We start from the raw sequence: 20370 nt of genomic DNA, 5'->3' as shown, positions 1-20370 counted from the left end.
TCGGTCGGCCTGTTCCGCCGGACACGGGTCAGGTCCGCTGCCCGAACAGCTCCCGCAGGACGTCCTCCATCGTCACCAGCCCTGCCAGCCGCCCGTCGTCGCCCAGCACCGCGGCGAGATGCGTACGGCTGCGCCGCATCGCGGTGAGCACGTCGTCCAGCGGTGTGCCGGCCCGCACGCGCGCGATGGACCGCATCTCCCGGACCTCGAACGGCAGGTCCCGCGGCATCTTGTCCAGTGCGTCCTTCACATGCAGATACCCGACGATGCGCCGCCCCTCGTCCACGACCGGGAAGCGGGAGAACCCGGACTCGGCCGACAGCCCCTCCAACTGCTCGGGCGTGACGCCCACGCGCGCGTAGACGACGCGTTCCAGCGGAAGCACGACGTCGTGCACGGGCCGTCGGCCCAGTTCCAGGGCGTCGTGCAGCCGCTCCCGCGCCCGCTCGTCGATGAGGCCGGCCTCGCCGGAGTCCCGGACCAGACGGGCCAGCTCGGCGTCCGAGAAGGTCGCGGTCACCTCGTCCTTGGTCTCCACGCGCAACAGCTTCAGCAGGCCGTTCGCGAAGGCGTTGATCGTGAAGATCACCGGGCGCAGCGTCCGCGACAGGGCGACCAGCGGCGGTCCGAGGACCAGCGCGCTGCGCACCGGCTCGGCCAGCGCGATGTTCTTCGGCACCATCTCGCCGAGCAGCATGTGCAGATATGTCGCCAGGGCCAGCGCGATCGCGAACGACACCACATGCCCCGCACCCTCCGGCACACCGAGCGCGTGGAACGCCGGCTCCAGCAGATGCTCGATCGCCGGCTCCGCGACGACACCCAGGACCAGCGTGCACAGTGTGATGCCGAGCTGTGCCGCGGCCATCAGCGCGGACACATGCTCCAGACCCCACAGCACGCTCTTGGCCCGCCGGTCGCCCTGCTCGGCGTGCGGCTCGATCTGGCTGCGGCGCACCGAGATCAGCGCGAACTCGGCGCCCACGAAGAAGGCGTTGACGACCAGGGTCGCGAAACCGATCAGAAGCTGTACGGCGGTCATCGCTCGCCCTCCCCGTCGCGTACGTCGTCCAGCGGCGCATGCAGCAGCACGCGCGCCGCCCTGCGGCCCGACGCGTCGACCACGTCGAGTCGCCAGCCCACGACCTCGACACAGTCACCGACGGCCGGTATGCGGCCGAGCTCGTGCGCCACGAGACCGGCCAGCGTCTCGTACGGCCCCTCCGGCGCCCTCAGTCCGACGCGCGCGAGCTGGTCCATGCGGGCGGCGCCGTCCGCCGAGAACTGTGCGCGTCCGTCGTCGTCGCTGCCCGCGACGGCCAGGTCGGGCGTCTCGTGCGGGTCGTGCTCGTCCCGCACCTCGCCGACGACCTCCTCGACGATGTCCTCCAGCGTGGCCACGCCCGCCGTACCGCCGTACTCGTCGATGACGACGGCCATCGTGCGCTTGCCGGACAGCCGGTCCAGCAGCCGGTCGACGGTCAGCGACTCGGGCACGAGCAGCGGCTCGCGCATGAGTTCCGCGACCCGCACGCGCGCCCGGCGCTCCGCGGGCACCGCCAGCACGTCCTTGATGTGCGCGGTGCCCACGACCGAGTCGAGGTTGCCGCGGAAGACGGGGAACCGGGACAGGCCCGTGGCCCGGGTCGCGTTCGCCACGTCCTCGCAGGTCGCCTGGACGTCGAGGGCGAAGACCTGCACGCGGGGCGTCATCACGTTCTCCGCGGTCAGGTCGGCGAGGTTCAGGGTCCGCACGAACAGCTCGGCGGTGTCGGCCTCCAGTGCGCCTTCGCGGGCGGAGTGCCGGGCGAGCGCCGCCAGTTCCTGCGGTCCGCGCGCGGAGGCCAGTTCTTCGGCGGGCTCCACGCCGAAGAGGCGCACGATCCGGTTCGCCGTGTTGTTGAGGTGCGCGATGAAGGGCCGGAAGGCGGCGCTGAACCAGCGCTGCGCGTTGCCGACGCGCTTGGCCACGGCCAGCGGCGACGAGATCGCCCAGTTCTTCGGCACCAGCTCGCCGACGACCATCAGCACTACGGTCGACAGGGCCGTACCCAGCACCAGGGCGATCGAGGACGCGGTGGAGCGCGAGATGCCCATCGACTCCAGCGGGCCCGCGATCAGCGCGGCGATCGACGGCTCGGCGAGCATGCCGACGACCAGATTGGTGACGGTGATGCCGAGCTGCGCCCCGGAGAGCTGGAAGGTCAGGTTCCGTACGGCCTTCAACGCCCCCGCGGCGCCCCGCTCGCCGCGCTCCACGGCCCGTTCGAGTTCGCCGCGTTCGACCGTGGTGAGCGAGAACTCCGCCGCGACGAAGGCGCCGCAGGCCATCGACAGCAGGATCGCCACCAGGAGGAGGAGCACTTCGGTCATCGGGTCACCCCCGTCCCATGATCGGGCAGAGCGGGGAGGATCGCGCGATGTCGTCTACTGGGAGGCTCGCCCATGGGCGGACGCTCACACCTTTCCGTGGAAACCGAAGGAGAACCGAAGTGGTCTCCAAGGGTAAAGGACGAGCAAAGATGCCGGGCGGCCCCCTACTCTCCGAAGGGCTTGATCCAGCGCCGCCACTGCTCCTGAGGCGCGTACCCCGCCGCGCGCCAGGCATGGTGGGCGGTTTCGTTGCGCTGCAGCACCATCGCGTCCCCACGGCGCCCGCCGAGCCGCACGAACCGCTCCTCCGCGGCGGCCAGCAGCGCCGCACCGATCCCCTGACGGCGGCGGTCCGGATGCACGGCCAGCCGGTACAGATGGCAGCGCCAGCCGTCGAATCCCGCGATCACCGTGCCCACCAGATCGCCGCCCTGCTCGGCGATGATCAGCGCATCCGGATCACGGTCGACCAGCCGCTCCACGCCGTTGCGGTCGTCGCTGATGCTCGTGCCCTCGGCGGCCGTCTTCCAGAAGGCCAGAACGGTGTCGAGGTCGTCGGGCCCGGCGGCCCGTATCCGCAGCTCAGTCATGGCGTGATCACATCACAGGCGCATCGGTTGGCATGCGGCATTCCACTGTTCGGACGGGCTGCTACGCGCCCCGCAATGCCCCGATCACCGGCGCGAACGCCTCCATGTACGGCTCCAGGACCGTCAGGTACGAGAACCCGTACCGCTCCCGCTGCGCCCGCACCTGCGCGGTGATCTCCTCCAGGGTGCCGACGACGACGAGCGGCAGGTCGAGCGCCTGCTCCAGCGTCAGGTCCGGCACCCGGTCGGCCAACGGCCGCACGACCTCCGCGCGGTCCTCCGTCACGGTCACCATCTGGATCAGCAGATTCAGCTCGGCCGGCTCCTTGCGGCCCTCGGCCAGCCGCCGGTACAGGGCGATGCGCTCGTCGAGTTCCTCGGGAGAGATCGGCAGCAGCTGCCCCGTCGTGCTCCCGGGCACCGCACGCGCCGCCGTGAAGGCCGCGATGTCGGCGTGCTCGGCGGTCATGCGCATCATGCGGTCGCCGTTGCCGCCGATCATCAACGGCACCCGCTCGTCCGCGTCGAGCAGCCGGTCCAACTCCTCGACCGTGTGCTGAAGATGGTCCACGCGTGCGCGTGGCGTTCCGTACGGCAGCCCGGCAGCCTCGTGCTCGGCCTGTACGTAGCCGGTGCCGAGCCCGAGTTCGAGACGTCCGCCGGTCAGCGCGTTCGTCGTCGCCACCTCGCGTGCGAGCAGCGTCGGGTTCCAGAACCCGGCGTTGAGCACGAAGGTGCCGAGCCGCGGCCGCTCGGTCGCTTCGGCGGCGGCGACCAGCGCCGGGAAGGGCGCGACCATTCCGAGGTGGTCCGGGACCAGGATCACGTCGTAGCCGAGTTCCTCGGCCCGGCGGCACTTGGCCCGCCACTTGGCGGCGGGGGCAGGAGTGATCAGACTGACACCGAAGCGGAACGGGCGTGGCATGAACTCTCCTCAGCTGAAAGCGACTTGAGTGCGTGCCGCGATTCCATCACTCGTGCGCGATGGCCGCCAGCACATTCATGCGGGATGCACGCAACGCGGGCAGCAGGGCCGCCACCACGCCCACGACCGCCGAGCCGATCACCACCGCGATGATCGTGGTCCACGGGATCGCGAACGCCTGCATGCCCTGCAGCGCCAGCACCTGCTGGGTGCACACGCCCCACACCAGTCCCAGCGCGAGTCCCAGGACCGCGCCGAACACCGCGATCACCACCGACTCCAGCCGGATCATGCGGCGCAGCTGGCGCCGGGCGAGTCCGATGGCCCGCAGCAGGCCGATCTCCCGGGTCCGCTCGACGACCGACAGGGCAAGGGTGTTGACCACGCCGAGCACCGCGATGATGATCGCGAGCCCGAGCAGCGCGTACACGAGGTAGAGCAGGACCGCGATCTGGTCGTGGACCAGCTCCTTGTAGTCGGCGATGTCCCGGACGTCCACCTGCGGATACGGGTCGAGGGTCGCCTCCAGATTCGTGCGCAGGTCGTCGGTGCTCGTGCCGGGGGAGGCGTTCACGTACACCGCGGAGTCCTGGCCGCCCGGCGCGTACCGCTCCATCGTGCGCATGCCGAAGAACAGCCCGCCCTGCGTCCCGAACCCGTCGGCGGAGTCCTGGTCGGTCAGCGCGCCCACCGTCAGATCGGCCGTACGTCCGCCCTGGAACTCGACCGGGATCGTGCTCCCGACGCGCACGCCGTGGTCCCGCGCGAAGTCCCGGTCCATGGCGATCCGCCCCTTGGCCAGCGCCGCCGCCGAGTCGCCCTGCGCGTAGGTGATGTTGGCGACGTCGTCGAGCCGGGGATCGTACGCCCCGGCCGTCGTCTCGACGCGGTCCCCGTCCGGGAGGCTCACCGCCACCGGTGTGAGCCGTGAGCGCACGACGAGCCCGACGCCGTCCGTCGCCTCCACCCGCTTGGTGACCTCCTCGGGGAAGGGCACGAAATTGCTGTTCTGTACGACGAAGTCGGCGCCCAGCGTCTTGTCGATCTGCTCGTCGAACGACTTGGTCATCGAGGCGCTCGCCACCGACATCCCGCCGACCAGCGCCAGCCCGACCATCAGGGCCGCCGCGGTCGCGCCGGTACGGCGGGGGTTGCGCAGGGCGTTGCGCTGGCTCATCCGGCCGACCGAACCGAACAGTGCGGGGAAGGCTCCGCCGAGGACCCGGATCACCGGGCGCACCAGCAGTGGGCCCGCGATGACCGTCGCGATGAGCGTCAGGACCACGCCGAGGCCGAGCAGGGAGGCCGCCGACGACGTCTGCGTCGCCGTGGCACAGCCCACCAGCGCCGCCGCGCCCAGCGCCCCGACGACCGCGCCCACCACAGCGCGCACCCGCAGCGGCTTTCCCACGTCGGCGATCTCGGCGTCCGCGAGCGCCGCCATCGGCGACACACCCGCCGCTCGCCGGGCCGGGAGATACGCCGCCACGAAGGTGACGCCGAGGCCGACGACGTACGCCGAGACGGGTGTCGCCACGCCGATGACCATGTCGGCGGACCTGATGTTCATGCCGAGCAGGCTCATCAGCTCGATGAGCCCGACGGCGAGCCCGATGCCGGTGGCCAGGCCGAGCGTGGAGCCGACGAGGCCGAGCAGCAGCGCTTCGGTGAGGACCGAGCGGCGCACCTGGCGGCGGTCCGCGCCGAGCGCGCGCAGCAGCCCCAGTTCGCGGGTGCGCTGGGCGATCAGCATCGAGAAGGTGTTGACGATCAGGAACACACCGACCAGGACGGCGATCCCGGCGAAGCCGAGCATCACGTACTTGATGACGTCGAGGAAGCCGCCCAGCTGCTCGACGTCCGACTCGGCCTGCTCGTCGGCGGTCCGGAAGTCGAAGGTGTCCGCGCCCAGCGCGGCGGCCACGCGCTGCTTGAGCTGCGGGTCGCTGACGCCGTCCGCGGCGTCCACGGAGATGCTGGTGCCGGCGTCCGGGTCGCCCAGCAGCTTGGTCTGCGCGGTCTCGGTGTCGAAGAAGACCAGCGCGGCACCGGGGTTGGTGGTGGTGAACGTGGCGATGCCGACGACCTCGGCCTTGAAGGAGCCGGGCGCGGCGATCACGGTGAGCGTGTCCCCGATCGCCACGTCCTTGCTGTCGGCGGTGTCCGCGTCGAGCAGGACCTGGCTCGGCCCCTCGGGGGCGTGACCGGAGGTCAGCTCGACGGGGCTGCGGTCGGTCGGGTTCCAGATGGTGCCGATCGTCGGGGCGCCGGTGGTGGGGCCCACCGACTCGTTGTCCTCGTCGGCGACGGTGATGCCCGCCACGTCCACGTCCAGACGGGCCGACTCGGCCCCCTCGACCCGGGCCGCGCGGTCCACCAGCGAGGCGGGCAGGGTGGGGGTGAAGCCGGAGGGCAGTGCTTCGTCGAGGTTCTCCTTCGGGCTGACGGTGACGTCGGCCGCGGTCGAGGCGAAGAGCCGGTCGAAGGTACGGCTGACGGTGTCCGAGAAGATCAGGCTGCCCGCGACGAACGCCACGGACAGGATCACGGCCAGCGCGGACAGCAGCAGCCGTCCCTTGTGGGCGAGAAAGCTCCGGAGCGTCGCCTTGAGCACGGGGTCAGTCCTCCTGCGAGGGCGTGGCGTCGTCGTACTGACTGCGGATCACGTCGAACCGCTTCATCCGTTCCAGGACCGCCTCCGCCGTCGGCCGCTCCATCTCGTCGACGATCCGTCCGTCACCGAGGAACAGCACCAGGTCGGAGTGGGCGGCGGCGCCCGGATCGTGGGTGACCATGACGACCGTCTGCCCGAGGTTGTCGACCGCGTCGCGCAGAAAGCCGAGCACCTCAAGCCCGGACCGTGAGTCGAGGTTGCCGGTCGGTTCGTCGGCGAAGATCAGCTCGGGGCGGGAGGCGAGCGCGCGGGCACAGGCGACGCGCTGCTGCTGGCCGCCGGACAGCTGCGACGGCCGGTGGCTCAGCCGGTCCCGCAGCCCGAGTGTGTCGATGACCTGGTCCAGCCACTTCTCGTCGGGCTTCTTGCCGGCGATGTCCATGGGCAGCGTGATGTTCTCGGCCGCGTTCAGCGTCGGGATGAGGTTGAACGACTGGAACATGAACCCGATCCGGTCCCGCCGCAGCCGGGTCAGCTCCCGCTCCCTGAGCCCCGTGATCTCGGTGTCGCCGAGCCACACCTGGCCCGCCGAGACGGTGTCCAGCCCCGCCAGACAGTGCATCAGCGTGGACTTCCCGGAGCCCGACGGCCCCATCACCGCCGTGAACCGGCCGCGCGTGATGTCCACGTCCACCGAGTCGAGGGCGAGCACCGTCGTCTCGCCCGAGCCGTACGCCTTGGTCAGACCGCGGGCGCGGGCCGCGAACCCGTCGGCCGAGGCCTGCTCCACAGCAGAAGCGGACAAGGCTGCCTCCTCGATTCGGGACATCGCGACGTCCTTGTCAGGGCCGAGCGTAATGTGATCCGGCGCACACTCGGTATCCCCCTTGGGTCCTGTTGGGTCCCGGTCGGTCTCCACCCATGGGATGAGCCCTTGGGGATGAGCCCTTGCCGCCGCTAGCATTTCGGCGCTAGCTTTGAGGCATGGCGAAGACCCAGCTGAACGTACGCGTGGACGAAGGCACCGCCCGCGCGGCTCGCGAACGCGCCCTGGCCCGCGGCATGAGCGTCAACCGCTACATCGAAGAGCTGGTCAGACAGGACACCGGGGAGGTCGGCCACACCTTCGTGGAGGCCGCCGCCGACTTCATGAAGCAGTACGAGTCCGTGTTCGCCGAAGAGTTCGGCTCGGACCGTGAAGGCACACGCGAAGGTCGCCGCTGATCCGTTGAGCCATCTCAGAATCGACCTCGCCTGGCTGCTCATGCTCGCCGAACAGAACACTCCCGGAGACCCCCAGGTCACCGACTGGGGCGCGCTCGTCGCCGCCGTCGCACGCCATGAGGCCGAGATATTCGACGTCCCTGTCTACGACACCCCTCAGGCCCGAGCCGCCTCGCTGCTGCAACTGCTGATCCACGTGCCCGCGCTGGAGCGTTCCAACGCCCTGTTCGCCTCCGCGGTCGCGTACGCCTACCTCGTCGCCAGCGGCCTGAAGGTCGTCACCTCCCCGGAGCAGGTCCGCGACCTGGCCCGGCTGGTCAAGAGCGGTCAGGCCACGGTGCACGACATCGCGCAGGAACTGCGGCAGTGGAGCCTATGAGTCGACCGTAGGCCGCCACGCCGTGCCCAGGACGCAGTACGAGGTCGGCAACGTCGGCCCGTTCTCCGGCATCAGCACCCGCCGGTACGGGCCGAGTTCGAACCCGGCGGCCCGCAGTCCGGCGATCGGGTCCCGGGCCACATGGCAGCCCCCGTTCAGCCGCGGCCACACCGTGCTGTCCAGCGCGCGCTGGGTGAAGCGCATCACCCGGCCGCCGCCCCTGCCGTGCTCGAAGAACCGCACGGCACCGCCGGGCCGCAGCACCCGCCGCACCTCGCCGAGCGCCCGCGAGACGTCCCGCACACTGCACAGCACCAGCGACAGCACCACCGCGTCGAAGGCCTCGCTCTTGACCGGCAACGCCTCCGCCGCACCCGGCACCACATCCACCGGCACCTCGGCCCGCAGCGCGGACTCCACCGCCAACTGCCGCAGCAGGCGCTCCGGTTCGATGGCGACGACCTCCGAGACCGCGCTCGGATAGTGCGCGAAGTTCAGGCCGTTGCCCGCCCCGATCTCGATCACCCGCCCGGACAGCCCGGACAGCATGCGGTCGCGCACGGCGCCCATGCCCATGCGTGACTCGGCGGCGACGCTGATACGGGCGTAGTACCGGGCGAACAGCGGGTGGTGCACGGGATCCCGTGACACCTTGCCGGAGCCGGTGGCGGGCCGTTGCGGCATGGCGACCTCCTGAGCGGATGGAGTGGCCTACCGCGATTGTCCCCCGGACGCGCCCCGCGCACCCCCGGCCGTTCGCGGGTCGTGTGGACCAGTAACTGGGTACGACGCACTGCCCGGCGTCCCGTCACCGGAGTTGAGCGAGGTCAGGAAGGAGCTGCCGGCGACCGAGACGAAGTCGTCGACGTACGCCGTTCCGCCGAGGTTCTTGAGGTAGTGGCGGGAGCTGGTTGCTCCCCCACTCTCGAATTTGCTCGAGCGGGGGCCCCATCGCGGCGGAGCCGCAAATTGACACAGCCCCCGCGCCCCTATCGGGGCGCTTCCCGTACCCGGAACGCCTCCGCGTCCCACATGCCCTCCAGCCGCGGTGCCAGCCAAGTGGGCGCCGCCGCACGGAAGTCGGCGGGTTCGAGCGCGGCGGCCCCGGCGGGGAGCGCGCCGAGCAGCGGGGCGTCGGCGACGATCGGCAGGTCCGCGAGATTGCAACGGGACGCCAGATCGGGCGCCTTGGGCCAGCTGCCGATCACGATTCCTGCCAAGTCCAGCTGGCGGGAGCGGATTTCACGTGCTGTCAGCTCCGTCGTGTTGAGCGTGCCCAGGCCGGCTGAGGCCACGACCAGTACCGGCGCCGCCAGCAGCCGTGCCGCGTCCGCCAGTGTGCCGCCCGCCGGGTCGAACCGTACGAGGAGCCCGCCCGCTCCCTCCACCAGCACCAGATCGTGCTCGGCGGCCAGCTTGGCGGCGGCCTCGGCGATGTCGTGCGGGTGGACCGGAGCGCATCCGGCGCGTTGCGCGGCCGTCGCCGGCGCCAACGGGTCCGGATACCGGGCGAGTTCGACCGCCGTCACGGCACCCGCGAGCCGCGCGACCTCGTCGGCGTCCCCGCGCTCGTCCGGTCGTACGCCCGTCTGCGCGGCCTTCAGGACGGCCACCGACCGCCCGGCCGCGAGCGCTGCGGCGGCGACGGCGGCTGTCGCGACGGTCTTGCCGACCTCCGTGCCCGTGCCCGTGATCACCAGGACCGGCATGTCATCCCTCCCGCGCCGCCGCGCACACCGCGCGCGCGATCCGTGCGACGTCCGTGTCGCCCGTGACATACGGCGGCATCGTGTAGACGAGGTCGCGGAACGGCCGCAGCCACACGCCCTCGCGCACGGCCGCCGCCGTGGCCGCCCTCATGTCCACCGCGTGGTCGAGCTGGACGACCCCGATGGCACCGAGGACGCGGACATCGCGAACACCCGGGAGCGCCGCGGCCTCGGCCAGCCCCTCCCGCAGTCCCGCCTCGATCCGCTTCACCTCCGCGAGCCAGTCCTGGCCGAGCAGCAGCTCGATCGAGGCGCAGGCCACCGACGCGGCCAGCGGATTGCCCATGAACGTCGGGCCGTGCGCCAGCACCGGCACCTCGCCGCGCGAGATGCCCTCGGCCACCCGGGATGTGCACAGGGTGGCGGCCATCGTCATATAGCCGCCGGTCAGAGCCTTGCCGACGCACATCACATCGGGCGTCACCGCCGCGTGCTCCGCCGCGAACAGCGCGCCCGTCCGCCCGAACCCGGTCGCGATCTCGTCGAACACCAGCAGCACGCCGTACGCGTCGCACGCCTCACGCAGCACCCGCAGATACGCGGGGGAGTGGAACCGCATTCCGCCCGCGCCCTGCACGACCGGCTCGACGATCACCGCGGCCAGGTCGTCGGCGTGCCGCTCGATCAGCGCGCGCAGGTGATCGGCGTACGCCTCGTCGTACTCCGTCGGCGGCGCGTCGGCGAACACCTGGCGTGGGAGCACGCCTGTCCACAGGTCATGCATCCCCCCCTCGGGATCGCACACCGACATCGGCTGCCAGGTGTCGCCGTGATAGCCGCCGCGCCAGGTCAGCAGGCGCTGCTTCGCCGGGCGGCCCAGCGAACGCCAGTACTGGAGGCACATCTTGGCCGCCACCTCGACCGACACCGAACCGGAGTCGGTGAGGAAGACATGCTCCAGGCCGTTGGGTGACATGTCGACAAGGTGCTTCGCGAGCCGTACGGCGGGCTCGTGGGTGAGCCCGCCGAACATCACATGGCTCATCCTGCCGAGCTGCTCGCGCGCGGCCTCGTCGAGCACGGGGTGGTGGTAGCCGTGGATCGCCGACCACCAGGACGACATGCCGTCGATCAACTCGCCCGCGTCGTCCGCGAGTTTCAGCCGGACCCCGCTCGCCGACTCCACGACGAGCGGCTCCACCAAGCCCGGCATGGGCCCGTACGGATGCCAGACGTGCCGCCTGTCGAGTTCCAGCAGCTCGGGGACGGTCAGGTCAGGCATTGGGCGCGAGGTCCGTTCCGGCGCCCCGGCGGCGTACGGCGACGAGGTCCGTACGGGCCTCGTTGATCTGGGATGTGGAGGCCTGAGGTGTGGAGTCCTGAGGTGTGGAGGCCTGAGGTGCGGAACCGCATGCTCCGCCGCCCTCGTGGCACCCGCCGGCCGCCCGGTGCTCCGGCAGCGTCACCTGATCCGTGCCCTCCACCTCGAACCCGGCGTCCGCGATCATCTCCAGGTCCGCCTGGCCCGCCTGGCCCTCGGTGGTCAGATAGTCGCCGAGGAAGATCGAGTTGGCCAGGTGCAGGGCAAGAGGCTGCATCGTGCGCAGATGGACCTCACGGCCGCCCGCGATCCGCACCTCGACGTCCGGGCAGACGAACCGCACCATCGCGAGAATGCGCAGACAGCGCTGCGGGGTGAGGTGCCACTCCTTGGCGAGCGGGGTGCCCTCGACCGGGATCAGGAAGTTGACCGGAACCGAGTCCGGGTCCAGCTCACGCAGCGAGTAGACGACGTCCACCAGGTCCTCGTCCGACTCGCCCATGCCGGCGATCAGGCCCGAGCAGGCGGACAGCCCGGCCGCGTGCGCCTTCTGCACGGTGTCGACGCGGTCGGCGTAGGTGTGGGTGGTGGTGATGTCGCCGTACGTCGCCTCGGAGGTGTTGAGGTTGTGGTTGTAGGCGTCCGCGCCGGCCTCGCGCAGCCGCTCGGCCTGGCCGTCGGAGAGCAGACCGAGGCAGGCGCACACCTCGACGCCCTCGTTCTGTTCCTTGATCGCCTTGATGGTGCCCGCGACCCGGTCCACGTCACGGTCGGTGGGACCGCGTCCGGACGCCACCAGACAGACCCGCTTGGCGCCCCCGGCCAGCCCGGCCGCCGCTGCCTGGGAGGCCTCGTCGGGCCCCAGCCAGCTGTACTTCAGGATCCCGGTCGTGGAGCCCAGCCGCTGGGAGCAGTAGGAGCAGTCCTCCGGGCACAGGCCGGACTTGAGGTTGACGAGGTAGTTGAGTTTCACCCGTCGGCCGAACCAGTGCCGGCGTACCTTGCCGGCCGCGGCCACCACATCGAGCAGGTCGTCGTCGGAGGTGGCGAGGACGGCCAGTGCTTCCTCGCGGGTCGGCAGCTCGCGCCGAAGCCCCTTGTCCACCAGCGTGTTCAGCAGGTCCATGAGGTCCGATCCTGTCCTACGGAACCGCCCCGGGCCAAGGAGAGATCGGACAACAGAGGCGGTTCAAGGTGTGGGTATTGCCACATCCTGGGCGGCTGGTCGTGCGACTAGTGTCTGTGCACTGCCTACAAAAGCCCCGGAGGAGTCATGGCGTTCGGCTGGATCGACGAACAGGCGGAGCTGCGCCGCCGCGCCGGACTGGTACGGACCCTGCGCCCCCGCCCCGCCGACTCGCCGCTGCTCGACCTCGCGAGCAACGACTACCTGGGCCTGGCCCGCCACCCCGAGGTCGTCGAGGGGGCCACCTCCGCGGCCCGCACCTGGGGCGGCGGCGCCACCGGCTCCCGGCTGGTCACCGGCACGACCGCGCTCCACGCCGAACTGGAACGCGAGCTGGCGGACTTCTGCGGCTTCGAGGCGGCCCTGGTGTTCTCCTCCGGCTACGCGGCCAACCTCGCCGCGGTCACCGCGCTGGCCCCGCACGGCTCACTGATCGTCTCCGACGCCGGCAACCACGCCTCGCTGATCGACGGCTGCCGGCTGGCCCGCGGCACCACCCAGGTCGTCGCACACGCCGACCCGGACGCCGTACGCAAGGCACTCCGGACGCATGAGGGGCCCGCCGTCGCCGTGTCCAACACGGTCTTCTCGGTCGACGGCGACGCCGCCCCGCTGACCGAGCTGGCGACGGCATGCCGGGAGCACGGCACCGGTCTGGTCGTCGACGACGCCCACGGTCTCGGCGTCCTCGGCGACGGCGGGCGCGGCGCCCCGCACGGCGCGGGACTCGCGGGCGCCGACGATGTCGTGGTGACGGTCACGCTGTCCAAGTCGCTCGGCAGCCAGGGCGGCGCCGTCCTCGGACCCGCCCGGGTCATCGAGCACTTGGTCAACGCGGCCCGCACGTTCATCTTCGACACGGGCCTGGCCCCCGCCGCGGCGGGAGCGGCCCTGGCGGCGCTCAGGCTGCTGCGCCGCGAGCCGGAGCGGGCGGCGCGGGCGCGTGCGGTGGCACGCGAACTCCACACACGCCTGACCGCCGCGGGTCTGGAAGCGGTACGTCCGGACGCCGCGGTCGTCTCCGTGCGCGCGCCGTCCCCGGAGGGTGCCGTGCGGTGGGCGGCCGAGTGCCGTACGGCAGGTCTCGCCGTGGGCTGCTTCCGTCCTCCTTCCGTGCCCGACGGCATCTCACGGCTGAGGCTCACCGCCCGCGCGGACCTCTCCGAGGAGCAGATCGAGCGTGCTGTGGGAGTGATCGGCGAGACGCGACCATGAGTCGGCGTGACATGGCCGTGCGTCGCGCGAACTGATGCAGAGGGGTCGCGAGGTGCGGGCGATCACCGTAACGCGGCCGTGAATCCCGCCCAGCTCTCGGGGGAGAAGAGCAGCGCGGGTCCGGCCGGGTCCTTGGAGTCGCGTACGGCCAGCAGCCCGGCCCCGGGGCCGGAAAGCGGCCGGGCCGTCTCGACGCAGTTGTTCGCTCCGGTGCTGTAGCTGCTGCGCAGCCATTGCACACCGTGCAGTTGAGTACTGGAAGTCACGTTCCGAGGCAGTGCAGACATGGTGCCTCCTTACACGCCGGCACCTATCCCGGCGATGTAGTCCAACGAGTCCTCGGGCGAAAGGGCGTGGAACTGAAGGGTGTTGAAGGCCTCGGTGTAGGCCCGGAGGTCTTCTTTCCGCTCGAGGTAGAGGCTACTCGTCAAGTGGTCCAGAACAACCACATCCAGATCAGAAGTGCTCGAAAATGAGAAGATAACGAAAGGCCCGGTGATGCCGATGTGGGCACCGGCCGCGAACGGCAGGACCTGAAGCCGCACTTGGGGGTAGCGCGCCGCCTCGATCAGCCGCTCCAGCTGCCGTGCCATGACGTCCGGCCCGCCGATCTCCCGGTGCAGCACCGCCTCGTCGAGCACCGCGCTCAGCACCAGGGGCGGCCGCGAGCGCAGCACGTCCTGCCTGGCCAGGCGCACTTCCACCAGCGCATCCAGCCGGTCCCCGGCGTCCTCGTCCAGTCCGCCCACCGCGGCCCGGGTCACCGCCCGCGCGTACTCCGGCGTCTGCAACAGCCCCGGAACGACGGAGGTCTCCAGCGTGCGCATCGCGCTGGCCTGGGATTCCAGGCTGATGAAATCCCGGTACGTCGGCGGCAGCACGCCCCGATACGCATGCCACCAGTGGTGCCGCCCGGCACTGTCGTCCTGTCCCGCCAACACCAGGAGTAACTCCCGCAGTTGAGGATCCGCCACTCCGTAGGCGTCCAGGAGTAACCGCACATCGGCCGGTTTCACCCCGCTCGCGCCGGTCTCGATGCGGCTCACCTTGGACTGGTGCCAGCCCACGAGCCGGGCCGCCTCGCCGCTCGTGAGCCCGGCGCCGGTGCGCAGCGTGCGCAATTCGGCGCCCAGTTTTCGGCGGCGTACCGCGGGACCGTGCTGCATGGGCTCCTCCTTACTCCTTCCGGGCCGCCCAAATACGGTCTGCCGTCGCAGAGTTCACCGCTTCGAGCGACAGATATATGCATATCTTGGTGGATCGCACCCGTGACCGGCCCGGTGATGGCAGTCTGGCGACGAAGCACCAGTCCGGGACCGTACTCGAACCCTCCGCTCCGTGTCGGACTGCGGTCCCGTGGGAAAGGGACGACGTCGCCATGGCAGACCATCTGGAAGCATCCGTCACTCTGCCGAGCGATCCCGCCTCGGTCTCCGCCGCCCGCACCTACGTGGTCGGCACCCTGGCGGAATGGGGACTGCCGGCTGACACGGAACTGGCCGACACCATCCGCCTCATCGTCTCCGAGCTCGCCACCAACGCCGTACAGCACACGTTCGGGCAGTCACCCACCTTCACGGTGGACATCGAACTCGACCGTGACGAACAGCTGCGCATCGGCGTCACCGACAGCCATCCGCGGTTTCCCAAACGTCTGCCCGCGGCCGTCCAGCAGGACAACGGCCGCGGGCTTGTGATCATCCGCTGGCTGACTGCAGAGTTCGGCGGCAAGCTGAGAATCCGGCCCACCCGGGAGGGCGGCAAGACGATCTCCGTCCAACTGCCGTGGACGGTACCGGCGCGGCCCGTGACGACGACGGCGGTACAGCAGGACCCTTAGAGATCACGTGTGTCGGGCCCGCCCGAACGGGGCGCGGCAGGGCCCGGAAGACGTCCGCGGCGGGTGCGGTCTCGTCGCTCCGGCGGACGACCGGGGCGTGCACCGCAGCGGGGCAGCTGGGCGGGCTCGTAGGTGTGCGTGAGCTCGAGGTCCTGCCTCAAGAGCTGCACGACTGCCCGCAGCTGAGGGACATCGCGGCGCCGCCGGCCGCGGTGACGGCCTTGGTGTGGTGCTCGTTCTCGAACCGCTGGGATGACGCGGTGGCGGCGCGTCAGGGCGCCGCCACCGCGTCGCTCAGGTCACTTGACGCGGCCGTACCAGACGCTCTTGGTCCAGATCTTCTGCAGCCTCACGACGTCCCCGGTCTTCGGGGAGTGCCAGATCTTTCCCTTCCCGGCGTAGATGCCGACGTGGTACACGTTCGAGCCCGAGTGGAAGAACACCAGGTCTCCGGCCTTGCGGCTCTTGGCGGAGATGTGGCGGGTCTTGTTGTACTGCTGAGCCGCCGTCCGCGGCAGGCTCTTGCCCGCCTTCTTGTACGAGTACAGCGTCAGCCCCGAGCAGTCGAACCGGCGCGGCCCCGTGGCGCCGTACTTGTACGGCGAGCCCTTCTTGGAAGCCGCGACCTGGAGCGCCTTCGTCGCCGGAGTCGCGGCCGCGGCCTCCGAGGAGAGACCCGGCGCCACGACGGAGCCGCCCACGGCGGCCAGGGTGAGGGCCGAGGCCGTACCGGCTCGGGCCATCAGCGACGGGACACGATTGAGCGCAGTCATGCGCAACCCTTCGTCAGCCGCCTGTGAAGGATGACCTGTCGGATTCGGGCTGGCGAAGTTGCCCGGCCGCTGACGCGGCTTCACCCCAAGGGCTGCTCGGCCCGGTCATGGCGTGACCGTTCCGGCGACCCGTCGTGCTTGGGTCCTCCACTCCTGCCGATCCACTTCTGTCGACCGGTCATCCGGGCGGCGGCAGGACTCGGCGTCCGCCCGGACCGCCCCGCCGCTGTGGCGGGGGCTTGTCGTCAGACAGGGATCTTCACTCACGGGTGAGCGAAAAACCCAATGGAATCGGGGATTTGTGGTGTTACTCACCACTCACCCGTTCGGGTGGACACCCCTGTGTTCGGGTGGATGCCGAGGGCCCCGCGGACCCCCGGACCAGCGCGAAAACCTCTCATCCGCCCCGGAGGCAAGCGGGTTGCGCAACCCCGGCGATCCCAAAAAACGACAAACATCTACTCCGAACAGGGGTACGTCATTTGGTCCGTTTGAGCTCCGCTCCGGACGTCTCGCCGCGGTGGCGAACCCCCCGGACCGGAGGCGGGGTGCGTCAACTGTGCGTCAACTGTCGGAGCGCGGCGGCACGATGACGCGCGCCGTCCGGCGCTCACCGTCCAGCACGCGCAGCGCCCGCGTGAGCGTCGGGGCGTGCAGCTCGGTCTCGCCCCGCTGGTGCATCAGCGCCAGTGCGTCGCGCAGCTCGGTCGCCTTGGACACCAACGCCTGGGCGGCGCGCAGTCCGCGGTAGGTGTCCCCGTGGTGTGCCGGGTTGATCCGGCCCAGCAGGTCGACCACATCGAGGTAACGGTCGATCAACTCACCCTCCGCGCGCGTGAGAGCGGGCAGCGGCGGGAGTTCGGGTGGGAGCACCGGCGGTCACCTCCCCGTGGGCGGAGCCATGGTGGACCTGCGGCTCGGGATGATCCGGTCCACCAGCCCGTAGGTCAGGGCCTGCTGCGCGGTGAGGATCTTGTCCCGCTCGATGTCCGCGCTCACCTGCTCGCGCGTGCGCCCGGTGTGCCGTACGAGCATCTCCTCCAGGCGGGCCCTGATCCGCATCAACTCCTCGGCGTGGATGGCGAGGTCGGTGGCCTGTCCCTCGATCGGCTCGGGCAGCCCTGGCTGATGGATCACCATGCGCGCGCCCGGCAGCGCGAACCGCTTGCCCGGTGTGCCCGCGGCCAGCAGCGCGGCGGCGGACGCGCCCGCCTGGCCCAGGCAGATCGTCTCCACGTCGCAGGTGACGTACTGCAGCGTGTCGTAGATCGCCGACATCGCGCTGAAGGAGCCGCCGGGGGAGTTGATGTAGAGCGAGATGTCCCGGTCGGGGTCCTGGTACTCGAGGTGCATGAACTGCGCCATCACGTCGTTCGCCGAGGTGTCGTCGATCGGGGTGCCGAGAAAGACGATCCGCTCCTCCAGCAGCTTCGAGTACGGGTCCATCGTCTTCTTCCCGAAGCTGGTGCGCTCCGTGAACTCGGGCAGGACATGGCGGGCGGACGGTCGGGTCATGACGAACCCCTCCTCGGCAGAGCTGTCTCTGTAAAAAATGTACAGGATGTACGGAACGAGCGTGAGGGGGTCACCGTAAGCTGGGTGGCATGGCCTACGAGATTCCGGTGACGCAAGCCAGGGCTGAGCTCGCCGACCTGATCAACAAGGTGGTGTACGGCGGTGAGCGCGTCGTCGTGACGCGGCACGGCAAGCCCCTCGTCGCCCTTGTCTCCGCCGCCGACCTCGAACGACTCGAGCAGCTCCAGGAGCCCGCGGACGAGCAGGTGATCAGCTCGGTCTCCACCGTCCGCGAACTCGCCTCGGCTCCCCGCGAACGGCAGCGGTTCGGCATCGCCGCGGAGCATCGCGGGGCCGATCAGGGATAGCACGAGCCTGCCGTGCACCTGGGGGTACACGGCAGGCTCGTTGTGCGGCCGACGGGGCCGGCTTGTGCTTGTGCGGACGCCGGTCAGCCGACCCGCGAAAGCTCCCGCGTGGCCGTCGGCGCCTCCTTCCGCGGCCGCCCGTTGAGCGCATTCCCGAGCAGTACGGCGCCCAGGCCCAGCGTCGCCCACCAGGTCAGCGTCAGCGCGGGCCCGGTCGCCGCCGCGCCGTCGAAGAACGACACCGAGCGCAGCAGGGTCGTCCCCGCGCCGGGCGGCAGCCACTGGCCGATCGTCCCTGCGGGCTCCGGCAGCATCTGCGGCGCCGAGGCCGCCCCGGACCACGGGTTGCCGAACAGCATCACCACACCGGCGGCGAGCCCTGTTCCGGCGAGACCGATGAGCGCGGCGAGTCCGGCGACGGCGCCGCTCACGGCCAGGGTGGCCAGGCCGAGCGAGCCGGCCTCCGCCCACCAGTCACCGGTCAGGACGTTCAGCCAGCTGTCCGCGATCGCGGTCGCCGCGATGCCGACCAGGGCGGCGGCGCCGATCAGTGCGGCCACGGCGCGCAGTCCGCGCAGCCCGAGGAGGGTCACCACCGCGCCGGCCGCGATACCGGCCAGCGCGAGCGGCAGCACGCTCGCGTTGAGGGCCGCGCCGCGTGGATCGTTCTCGGGGGCGGCCACGACGTCGACCGTCCTGACCGGGTTCATGTCGGCGGACGCCTGCTGCAGGAGTTGCGAGACGACCGGGCTCGCGGCCGTGGAGGTCAGCAGTGCGGGGCCTTCGGGGGTGACGACGATCGCGCCGTATACGGTCCGGTCCTCGATGGCGTCCCGGGCGGCGGCCTCGTCGGCGTAGCGATGGACGTCGAACGCGCCCTCCCGCTGTGCCAGTCGCTCCTCCACCTGCGTCGTCGCGGCGGCGGGCCCGGCCACGCCGAGCGGCAGGTCGTGCGGCGCGCTGCGGGCGGCGGGCCAGGCGAAGGCCCACAGCGCCAGGGCCGAGACGACCGGGACGAGCACGAGGATCGCGATCAGGCGGCGGGTGTGCGACGGGGCTGACGCGGTGTCGCCGGCGGGTGCAGCGGTGACGGTGGACATGGGTTTCCCCTCGGATCGGCGAGGTGTGAGTTTAAAAAGAAGGATCGTTCGTTTTTGCTCTGTCACCACCGTCTTGCGGATGCCGCGTCTTGTCAAGAAGGAATGTTCGTTTTACTTTTGGTGCATGGCCCGCGTATCCCAGGCACACCTCGACGCCCGCCGCCGCCAGATCCTGGACGGCGCCGCCCGCTGCTTCGCCCGCAACGGCTTCCACGCCACGTCCATGCAGGATGTGCTGAAGGAGGCGGATCTCTCGGCCGGCGCGGTGTACCGCTATTTCAGCGGGAAGGACGAGCTGATCACCGCGATCTTCACCGAAGTGCTCGGGGAGGTGCGCATGTCCTTCGAGGCCGCCGCCGAGCAGGCCCCGCCCCCGCCGCCGGACGTCCTGATCGGCTCGGTGCTGGGCCGGACCTATGGTGCGCGGGCCCACCTGACCGTCGACGGCGAGCCGGTGTTCCCGCGGCTGATCATTCAGGTCTGGGCGGAATCACTGCGCAACAAGGATCTGGCCGCCGTCATGCTCAAGGGGTTCGGGGCGATTCGCGTGGCCTGGGGGCGGATTGTCGAGGCATACCAGGACGCCGGGATGATGCCGAGGGACGTGCCCGCGGATGATGTCGCGCGGACCATGATCGCCGCCGTGCAGGGGTTCATCGCCCAGCAGACGATGTTCGGTCCAGCCCCCGTAGAAGTCCTCCAGCGCGGCCTGCGGGCGTTGATGGGCGCACGGGATCCGCAGCCCGAGGTCTGATGGATCACAGTCCGGTTAACGTGCCCGAAACTTGTGACAACGTGCCTGAAACTCCTTCCAACTAGCCTGCTCATCCACGCCACCAGGCACTTTGCCCCGTGGCCGCGGCAACCGGACCCCGCACGGTCCGGAGCGAGGATGAGAGGTGGGACGTGCAACTGACCCCGCACGAGCAGGAGAGGCTGCTCATCCACGTGGCGGCCGACGTGGCCGAGAAGCGCCGGGCCCGCGGCCTCAGGCTCAACCACCCCGAGGCGGTCGCCCTCATCACCGCGCACATCCTCGAGGGCGCCCGTGACGGGCGTACGGTCGCCGAGCTCATGTCCTCCGGACGCAAGCTGCTCACCCGGGACGACGTCATGGAAGGCATCCCCGAGATGATCCACGACGTCCAGGTCGAGGCGACCTTCCCGGACGGCACCAAGCTCGTCACCGTCCATGACCCGATCGTCTGAGGGGCCGGCCGATGAATCCCGGAGCGCCG

23 protein-coding genes, 1 pseudogene and 1 riboswitch are annotated in these 20370 nt (G+C 70.6%); of the genes and pseudogenes, 7 read left to right on the top strand and 17 right to left on the bottom strand.

What is annotated here, in order from left to right; genetic code table 11:
• Nucleotides 1–28: 28 nt before the first annotated feature.
• The 6 genes from QQY66_RS06290 to QQY66_RS06265 all read right to left on the bottom strand — a co-directional run bounded on the left by QQY66_RS06290 (nt 29) and on the right by QQY66_RS06265 (nt 7331).
• On the bottom strand, nt 29–1042 hold the full coding sequence (locus QQY66_RS06290) for a hemolysin family protein (RefSeq protein WP_301978084.1): 1014 nt from the start codon (nt 1040–1042) through the stop codon (nt 29–31).
• A complete protein-coding gene (locus QQY66_RS06285; protein WP_301978083.1) occupies nt 1039–2373 on the bottom strand; it encodes a hemolysin family protein in 1335 nt (444 codons plus the stop codon). Before QQY66_RS06285 ends, QQY66_RS06290 begins: the two co-directional genes overlap by 4 nt.
• Before the next feature lie 164 nt (nt 2374–2537).
• On the bottom strand, nt 2538–2963 hold the full coding sequence (locus QQY66_RS06280) for a GNAT family N-acetyltransferase (RefSeq protein ID WP_301978082.1): 426 nt from the start codon (nt 2961–2963) through the stop codon (nt 2538–2540).
• A gap of 61 nt (nt 2964–3024) precedes the next feature.
• On the bottom strand, nt 3025–3888 hold the full coding sequence (locus tag QQY66_RS06275) for an LLM class F420-dependent oxidoreductase (RefSeq protein ID WP_301978081.1): 864 nt from the start codon (nt 3886–3888) through the stop codon (nt 3025–3027).
• A gap of 46 nt (nt 3889–3934) precedes the next feature.
• Complete coding sequence (locus tag QQY66_RS06270; protein WP_301978080.1) at nt 3935–6502, bottom strand: ABC transporter permease; 2568 nt, start codon at nt 6500–6502, stop codon at nt 3935–3937.
• Between the two features lie 4 nt (nt 6503–6506).
• Nucleotides 6507–7331 (bottom strand): ABC transporter ATP-binding protein, encoded by an 825-nt coding sequence (locus QQY66_RS06265; RefSeq protein ID WP_301978079.1) that lies wholly within the window; start codon nt 7329–7331, stop codon nt 6507–6509.
• Between the two features lie 155 nt (nt 7332–7486).
• Here QQY66_RS06265 and QQY66_RS06260 point away from each other — a divergent pair, with 155 nt between their 5' ends.
• On the top strand, nt 7487–7726 hold the full coding sequence (locus tag QQY66_RS06260; protein WP_155060173.1) for a toxin-antitoxin system HicB family antitoxin: 240 nt from the start codon (nt 7487–7489) through the stop codon (nt 7724–7726).
• Between the two features lie 4 nt (nt 7727–7730).
• On the top strand, nt 7731–8105 hold the full coding sequence (locus tag QQY66_RS06255) for a fic family toxin-antitoxin system, toxin component (RefSeq protein WP_301978078.1): 375 nt from the start codon (nt 7731–7733) through the stop codon (nt 8103–8105).
• On the opposite strand, the gene QQY66_RS06250 is transcribed toward QQY66_RS06255, so the two are convergent.
• From QQY66_RS06250 to bioB, 5 genes and pseudogenes are all read right to left on the bottom strand, one after another.
• A complete protein-coding gene (locus tag QQY66_RS06250) occupies nt 8100–8789 on the bottom strand; it encodes a class I SAM-dependent methyltransferase (protein WP_301978077.1) in 690 nt (229 codons plus the stop codon). The genes QQY66_RS06255 and QQY66_RS06250 overlap by 6 nt on opposite strands.
• A gap of 99 nt (nt 8790–8888) precedes the next feature.
• Nucleotides 8889–9029, bottom strand: a pseudogene (locus tag QQY66_RS06245) (lipase); the annotation flags it as partial.
• Nucleotides 9030–9094: 65 nt separating this feature from the next.
• Nucleotides 9095–9814 (bottom strand): dethiobiotin synthase, encoded by a 720-nt coding sequence (gene bioD, locus QQY66_RS06240; protein ID WP_301978076.1) that lies wholly within the window; start codon nt 9812–9814, stop codon nt 9095–9097.
• A 1-nt stretch (nt 9815) separates the two neighbouring features.
• A complete protein-coding gene (locus QQY66_RS06235; protein WP_301978075.1) occupies nt 9816–11096 on the bottom strand; it encodes an adenosylmethionine--8-amino-7-oxononanoate transaminase in 1281 nt (426 codons plus the stop codon).
• Nucleotides 11089–12261: a biotin synthase BioB gene (bioB, locus tag QQY66_RS06230; protein WP_301978074.1), complete on the bottom strand. Its 1173-nt coding sequence runs from the start codon at nt 12259–12261 to the stop codon at nt 11089–11091. The genes QQY66_RS06235 and bioB overlap by 8 nt, the downstream gene beginning before the upstream one ends.
• Nucleotides 12262–12408: 147 nt before the next feature.
• Here bioB and QQY66_RS06225 point away from each other — a divergent pair, with 147 nt between their 5' ends.
• Nucleotides 12409–13536: an 8-amino-7-oxononanoate synthase gene (locus tag QQY66_RS06225; RefSeq protein ID WP_301978073.1), complete on the top strand. Its 1128-nt coding sequence runs from the start codon at nt 12409–12411 to the stop codon at nt 13534–13536.
• A 62-nt stretch (nt 13537–13598) separates the two neighbouring features.
• On the opposite strand, the gene QQY66_RS06220 is transcribed toward QQY66_RS06225, so the two are convergent.
• Both QQY66_RS06220 and QQY66_RS06215 read right to left on the bottom strand, forming a co-directional pair.
• Nucleotides 13599–13823 (bottom strand): DUF397 domain-containing protein, encoded by a 225-nt coding sequence (locus QQY66_RS06220; protein WP_301978072.1) that lies wholly within the window; start codon nt 13821–13823, stop codon nt 13599–13601.
• 9 nt (nt 13824–13832) lie between these two features.
• Entirely contained in the window at nt 13833–14702 is an 870-nt protein-coding gene (locus QQY66_RS06215) for a helix-turn-helix transcriptional regulator (protein WP_301978071.1), read from the bottom strand.
• A gap of 212 nt (nt 14703–14914) precedes the next feature.
• Between QQY66_RS06215 and QQY66_RS06210 the strand changes: the two genes are divergently transcribed.
• Complete coding sequence (locus QQY66_RS06210) at nt 14915–15376, top strand: ATP-binding protein (RefSeq protein ID WP_301978070.1); 462 nt, start codon at nt 14915–14917, stop codon at nt 15374–15376.
• A 299-nt stretch (nt 15377–15675) separates the two neighbouring features.
• Here QQY66_RS06210 and QQY66_RS06205 read toward each other — a convergent pair whose 3' ends face one another.
• The 3 genes from QQY66_RS06205 to QQY66_RS06195 all read right to left on the bottom strand — a co-directional run bounded on the left by QQY66_RS06205 (nt 15676) and on the right by QQY66_RS06195 (nt 17664).
• Nucleotides 15676–16149 carry a C40 family peptidase gene (locus QQY66_RS06205; RefSeq protein WP_301978069.1) on the bottom strand — a complete coding sequence of 158 codons (474 nt, stop codon included), beginning with the start codon at nt 16147–16149 and terminating at the stop codon, nt 15676–15678.
• 3 nt (nt 16150–16152) lie between these two features.
• Nucleotides 16153–16354: riboswitch (cyclic di-AMP (ydaO/yuaA leader) on the bottom strand.
• Nucleotides 16355–16713: 359 nt separating this feature from the next.
• Nucleotides 16714–17022 carry a hypothetical protein gene (locus tag QQY66_RS06200; RefSeq protein WP_301978068.1) on the bottom strand — a complete coding sequence of 103 codons (309 nt, stop codon included), beginning with the start codon at nt 17020–17022 and terminating at the stop codon, nt 16714–16716.
• A 6-nt stretch (nt 17023–17028) separates the two neighbouring features.
• Nucleotides 17029–17664 (bottom strand): ATP-dependent Clp protease proteolytic subunit, encoded by a 636-nt coding sequence (locus QQY66_RS06195; RefSeq protein ID WP_301978066.1) that lies wholly within the window; start codon nt 17662–17664, stop codon nt 17029–17031.
• Nucleotides 17665–17753: 89 nt separating this feature from the next.
• On the opposite strand from QQY66_RS06195, the gene QQY66_RS06190 reads away from it, so the two are divergent.
• Complete coding sequence (locus QQY66_RS06190; protein WP_301978065.1) at nt 17754–18032, top strand: type II toxin-antitoxin system Phd/YefM family antitoxin; 279 nt, start codon at nt 17754–17756, stop codon at nt 18030–18032.
• A gap of 83 nt (nt 18033–18115) precedes the next feature.
• Here QQY66_RS06190 and QQY66_RS06185 read toward each other — a convergent pair whose 3' ends face one another.
• The gene (locus QQY66_RS06185) at nt 18116–19132 is read right to left on the bottom strand and encodes an ABC transporter permease (RefSeq protein WP_301978063.1); all 1017 of its coding nucleotides are present in this window, start codon (nt 19130–19132) and stop codon (nt 18116–18118) included.
• 124 nt (nt 19133–19256) lie between these two features.
• On the opposite strand from QQY66_RS06185, the gene QQY66_RS06180 reads away from it, so the two are divergent.
• Together QQY66_RS06180 and QQY66_RS06175 are read left to right on the top strand one after the other, a co-directional pair.
• A complete protein-coding gene (locus tag QQY66_RS06180) occupies nt 19257–19886 on the top strand; it encodes a TetR/AcrR family transcriptional regulator (RefSeq protein WP_301978062.1) in 630 nt (209 codons plus the stop codon).
• A gap of 152 nt (nt 19887–20038) precedes the next feature.
• The gene (locus tag QQY66_RS06175; RefSeq protein WP_028807144.1) at nt 20039–20341 is read left to right on the top strand and encodes an urease subunit gamma; all 303 of its coding nucleotides are present in this window, start codon (nt 20039–20041) and stop codon (nt 20339–20341) included.
• Nucleotides 20342–20370 lie beyond the last annotated feature (29 nt).

Origin of the sequence: Streptomyces sp. DG2A-72 (assembly GCF_030499575.1) — a bacterium.
In the GTDB taxonomy this organism is placed as follows: domain Bacteria; phylum Actinomycetota; class Actinomycetes; order Streptomycetales; family Streptomycetaceae; genus Streptomyces.
The sequence above is the reverse complement of the archived record's forward strand: the minus strand, read 5'-3'. Positions and strand labels throughout refer to the sequence as shown.

Coding starts and splice junctions, on each gene's coding strand:
- QQY66_RS06290 (WP_301978084.1), bottom strand. CDS start 1,042: ATGACCGCCGTACAGCTTCTGATCGGTTTCGCGACCCTGGTCGTCAAC.
- QQY66_RS06285 (WP_301978083.1), bottom strand. CDS start 2,373: ATGACCGAAGTGCTCCTCCTCCTGGTGGCGATCCTGCTGTCGATGGCC.
- QQY66_RS06280 (WP_301978082.1), bottom strand. CDS start 2,963: ATGACTGAGCTGCGGATACGGGCCGCCGGGCCCGACGACCTCGACACC.
- QQY66_RS06275 (WP_301978081.1), bottom strand. CDS start 3,888: ATGCCACGCCCGTTCCGCTTCGGTGTCAGTCTGATCACTCCTGCCCCC.
- QQY66_RS06265 (WP_301978079.1), bottom strand. CDS start 7,331: ATGTCCCGAATCGAGGAGGCAGCCTTGTCCGCTTCTGCTGTGGAGCAG.
- QQY66_RS06260 (WP_155060173.1), top strand. CDS start 7,487: ATGGCGAAGACCCAGCTGAACGTACGCGTGGACGAAGGCACCGCCCGC.
- QQY66_RS06250 (WP_301978077.1), bottom strand. CDS start 8,789: ATGCCGCAACGGCCCGCCACCGGCTCCGGCAAGGTGTCACGGGATCCC.
- bioD (WP_301978076.1), bottom strand. CDS start 9,814: ATGCCGGTCCTGGTGATCACGGGCACGGGCACGGAGGTCGGCAAGACC.
- QQY66_RS06235 (WP_301978075.1), bottom strand. CDS start 11,096: ATGCCTGACCTGACCGTCCCCGAGCTGCTGGAACTCGACAGGCGGCAC.
- bioB (WP_301978074.1), bottom strand. CDS start 12,261: ATGGACCTGCTGAACACGCTGGTGGACAAGGGGCTTCGGCGCGAGCTG.
- QQY66_RS06225 (WP_301978073.1), top strand. CDS start 12,409: ATGGCGTTCGGCTGGATCGACGAACAGGCGGAGCTGCGCCGCCGCGCC.
- QQY66_RS06220 (WP_301978072.1), bottom strand. CDS start 13,823: ATGTCTGCACTGCCTCGGAACGTGACTTCCAGTACTCAACTGCACGGT.
- QQY66_RS06215 (WP_301978071.1), bottom strand. CDS start 14,702: ATGCAGCACGGTCCCGCGGTACGCCGCCGAAAACTGGGCGCCGAATTG.
- QQY66_RS06210 (WP_301978070.1), top strand. CDS start 14,915: ATGGCAGACCATCTGGAAGCATCCGTCACTCTGCCGAGCGATCCCGCC.
- QQY66_RS06205 (WP_301978069.1), bottom strand. CDS start 16,149: ATGACTGCGCTCAATCGTGTCCCGTCGCTGATGGCCCGAGCCGGTACG.
- QQY66_RS06195 (WP_301978066.1), bottom strand. CDS start 17,664: ATGACCCGACCGTCCGCCCGCCATGTCCTGCCCGAGTTCACGGAGCGC.
- QQY66_RS06190 (WP_301978065.1), top strand. CDS start 17,754: ATGGCCTACGAGATTCCGGTGACGCAAGCCAGGGCTGAGCTCGCCGAC.
- QQY66_RS06185 (WP_301978063.1), bottom strand. CDS start 19,132: ATGTCCACCGTCACCGCTGCACCCGCCGGCGACACCGCGTCAGCCCCG.
- QQY66_RS06180 (WP_301978062.1), top strand. CDS start 19,257: ATGGCCCGCGTATCCCAGGCACACCTCGACGCCCGCCGCCGCCAGATC.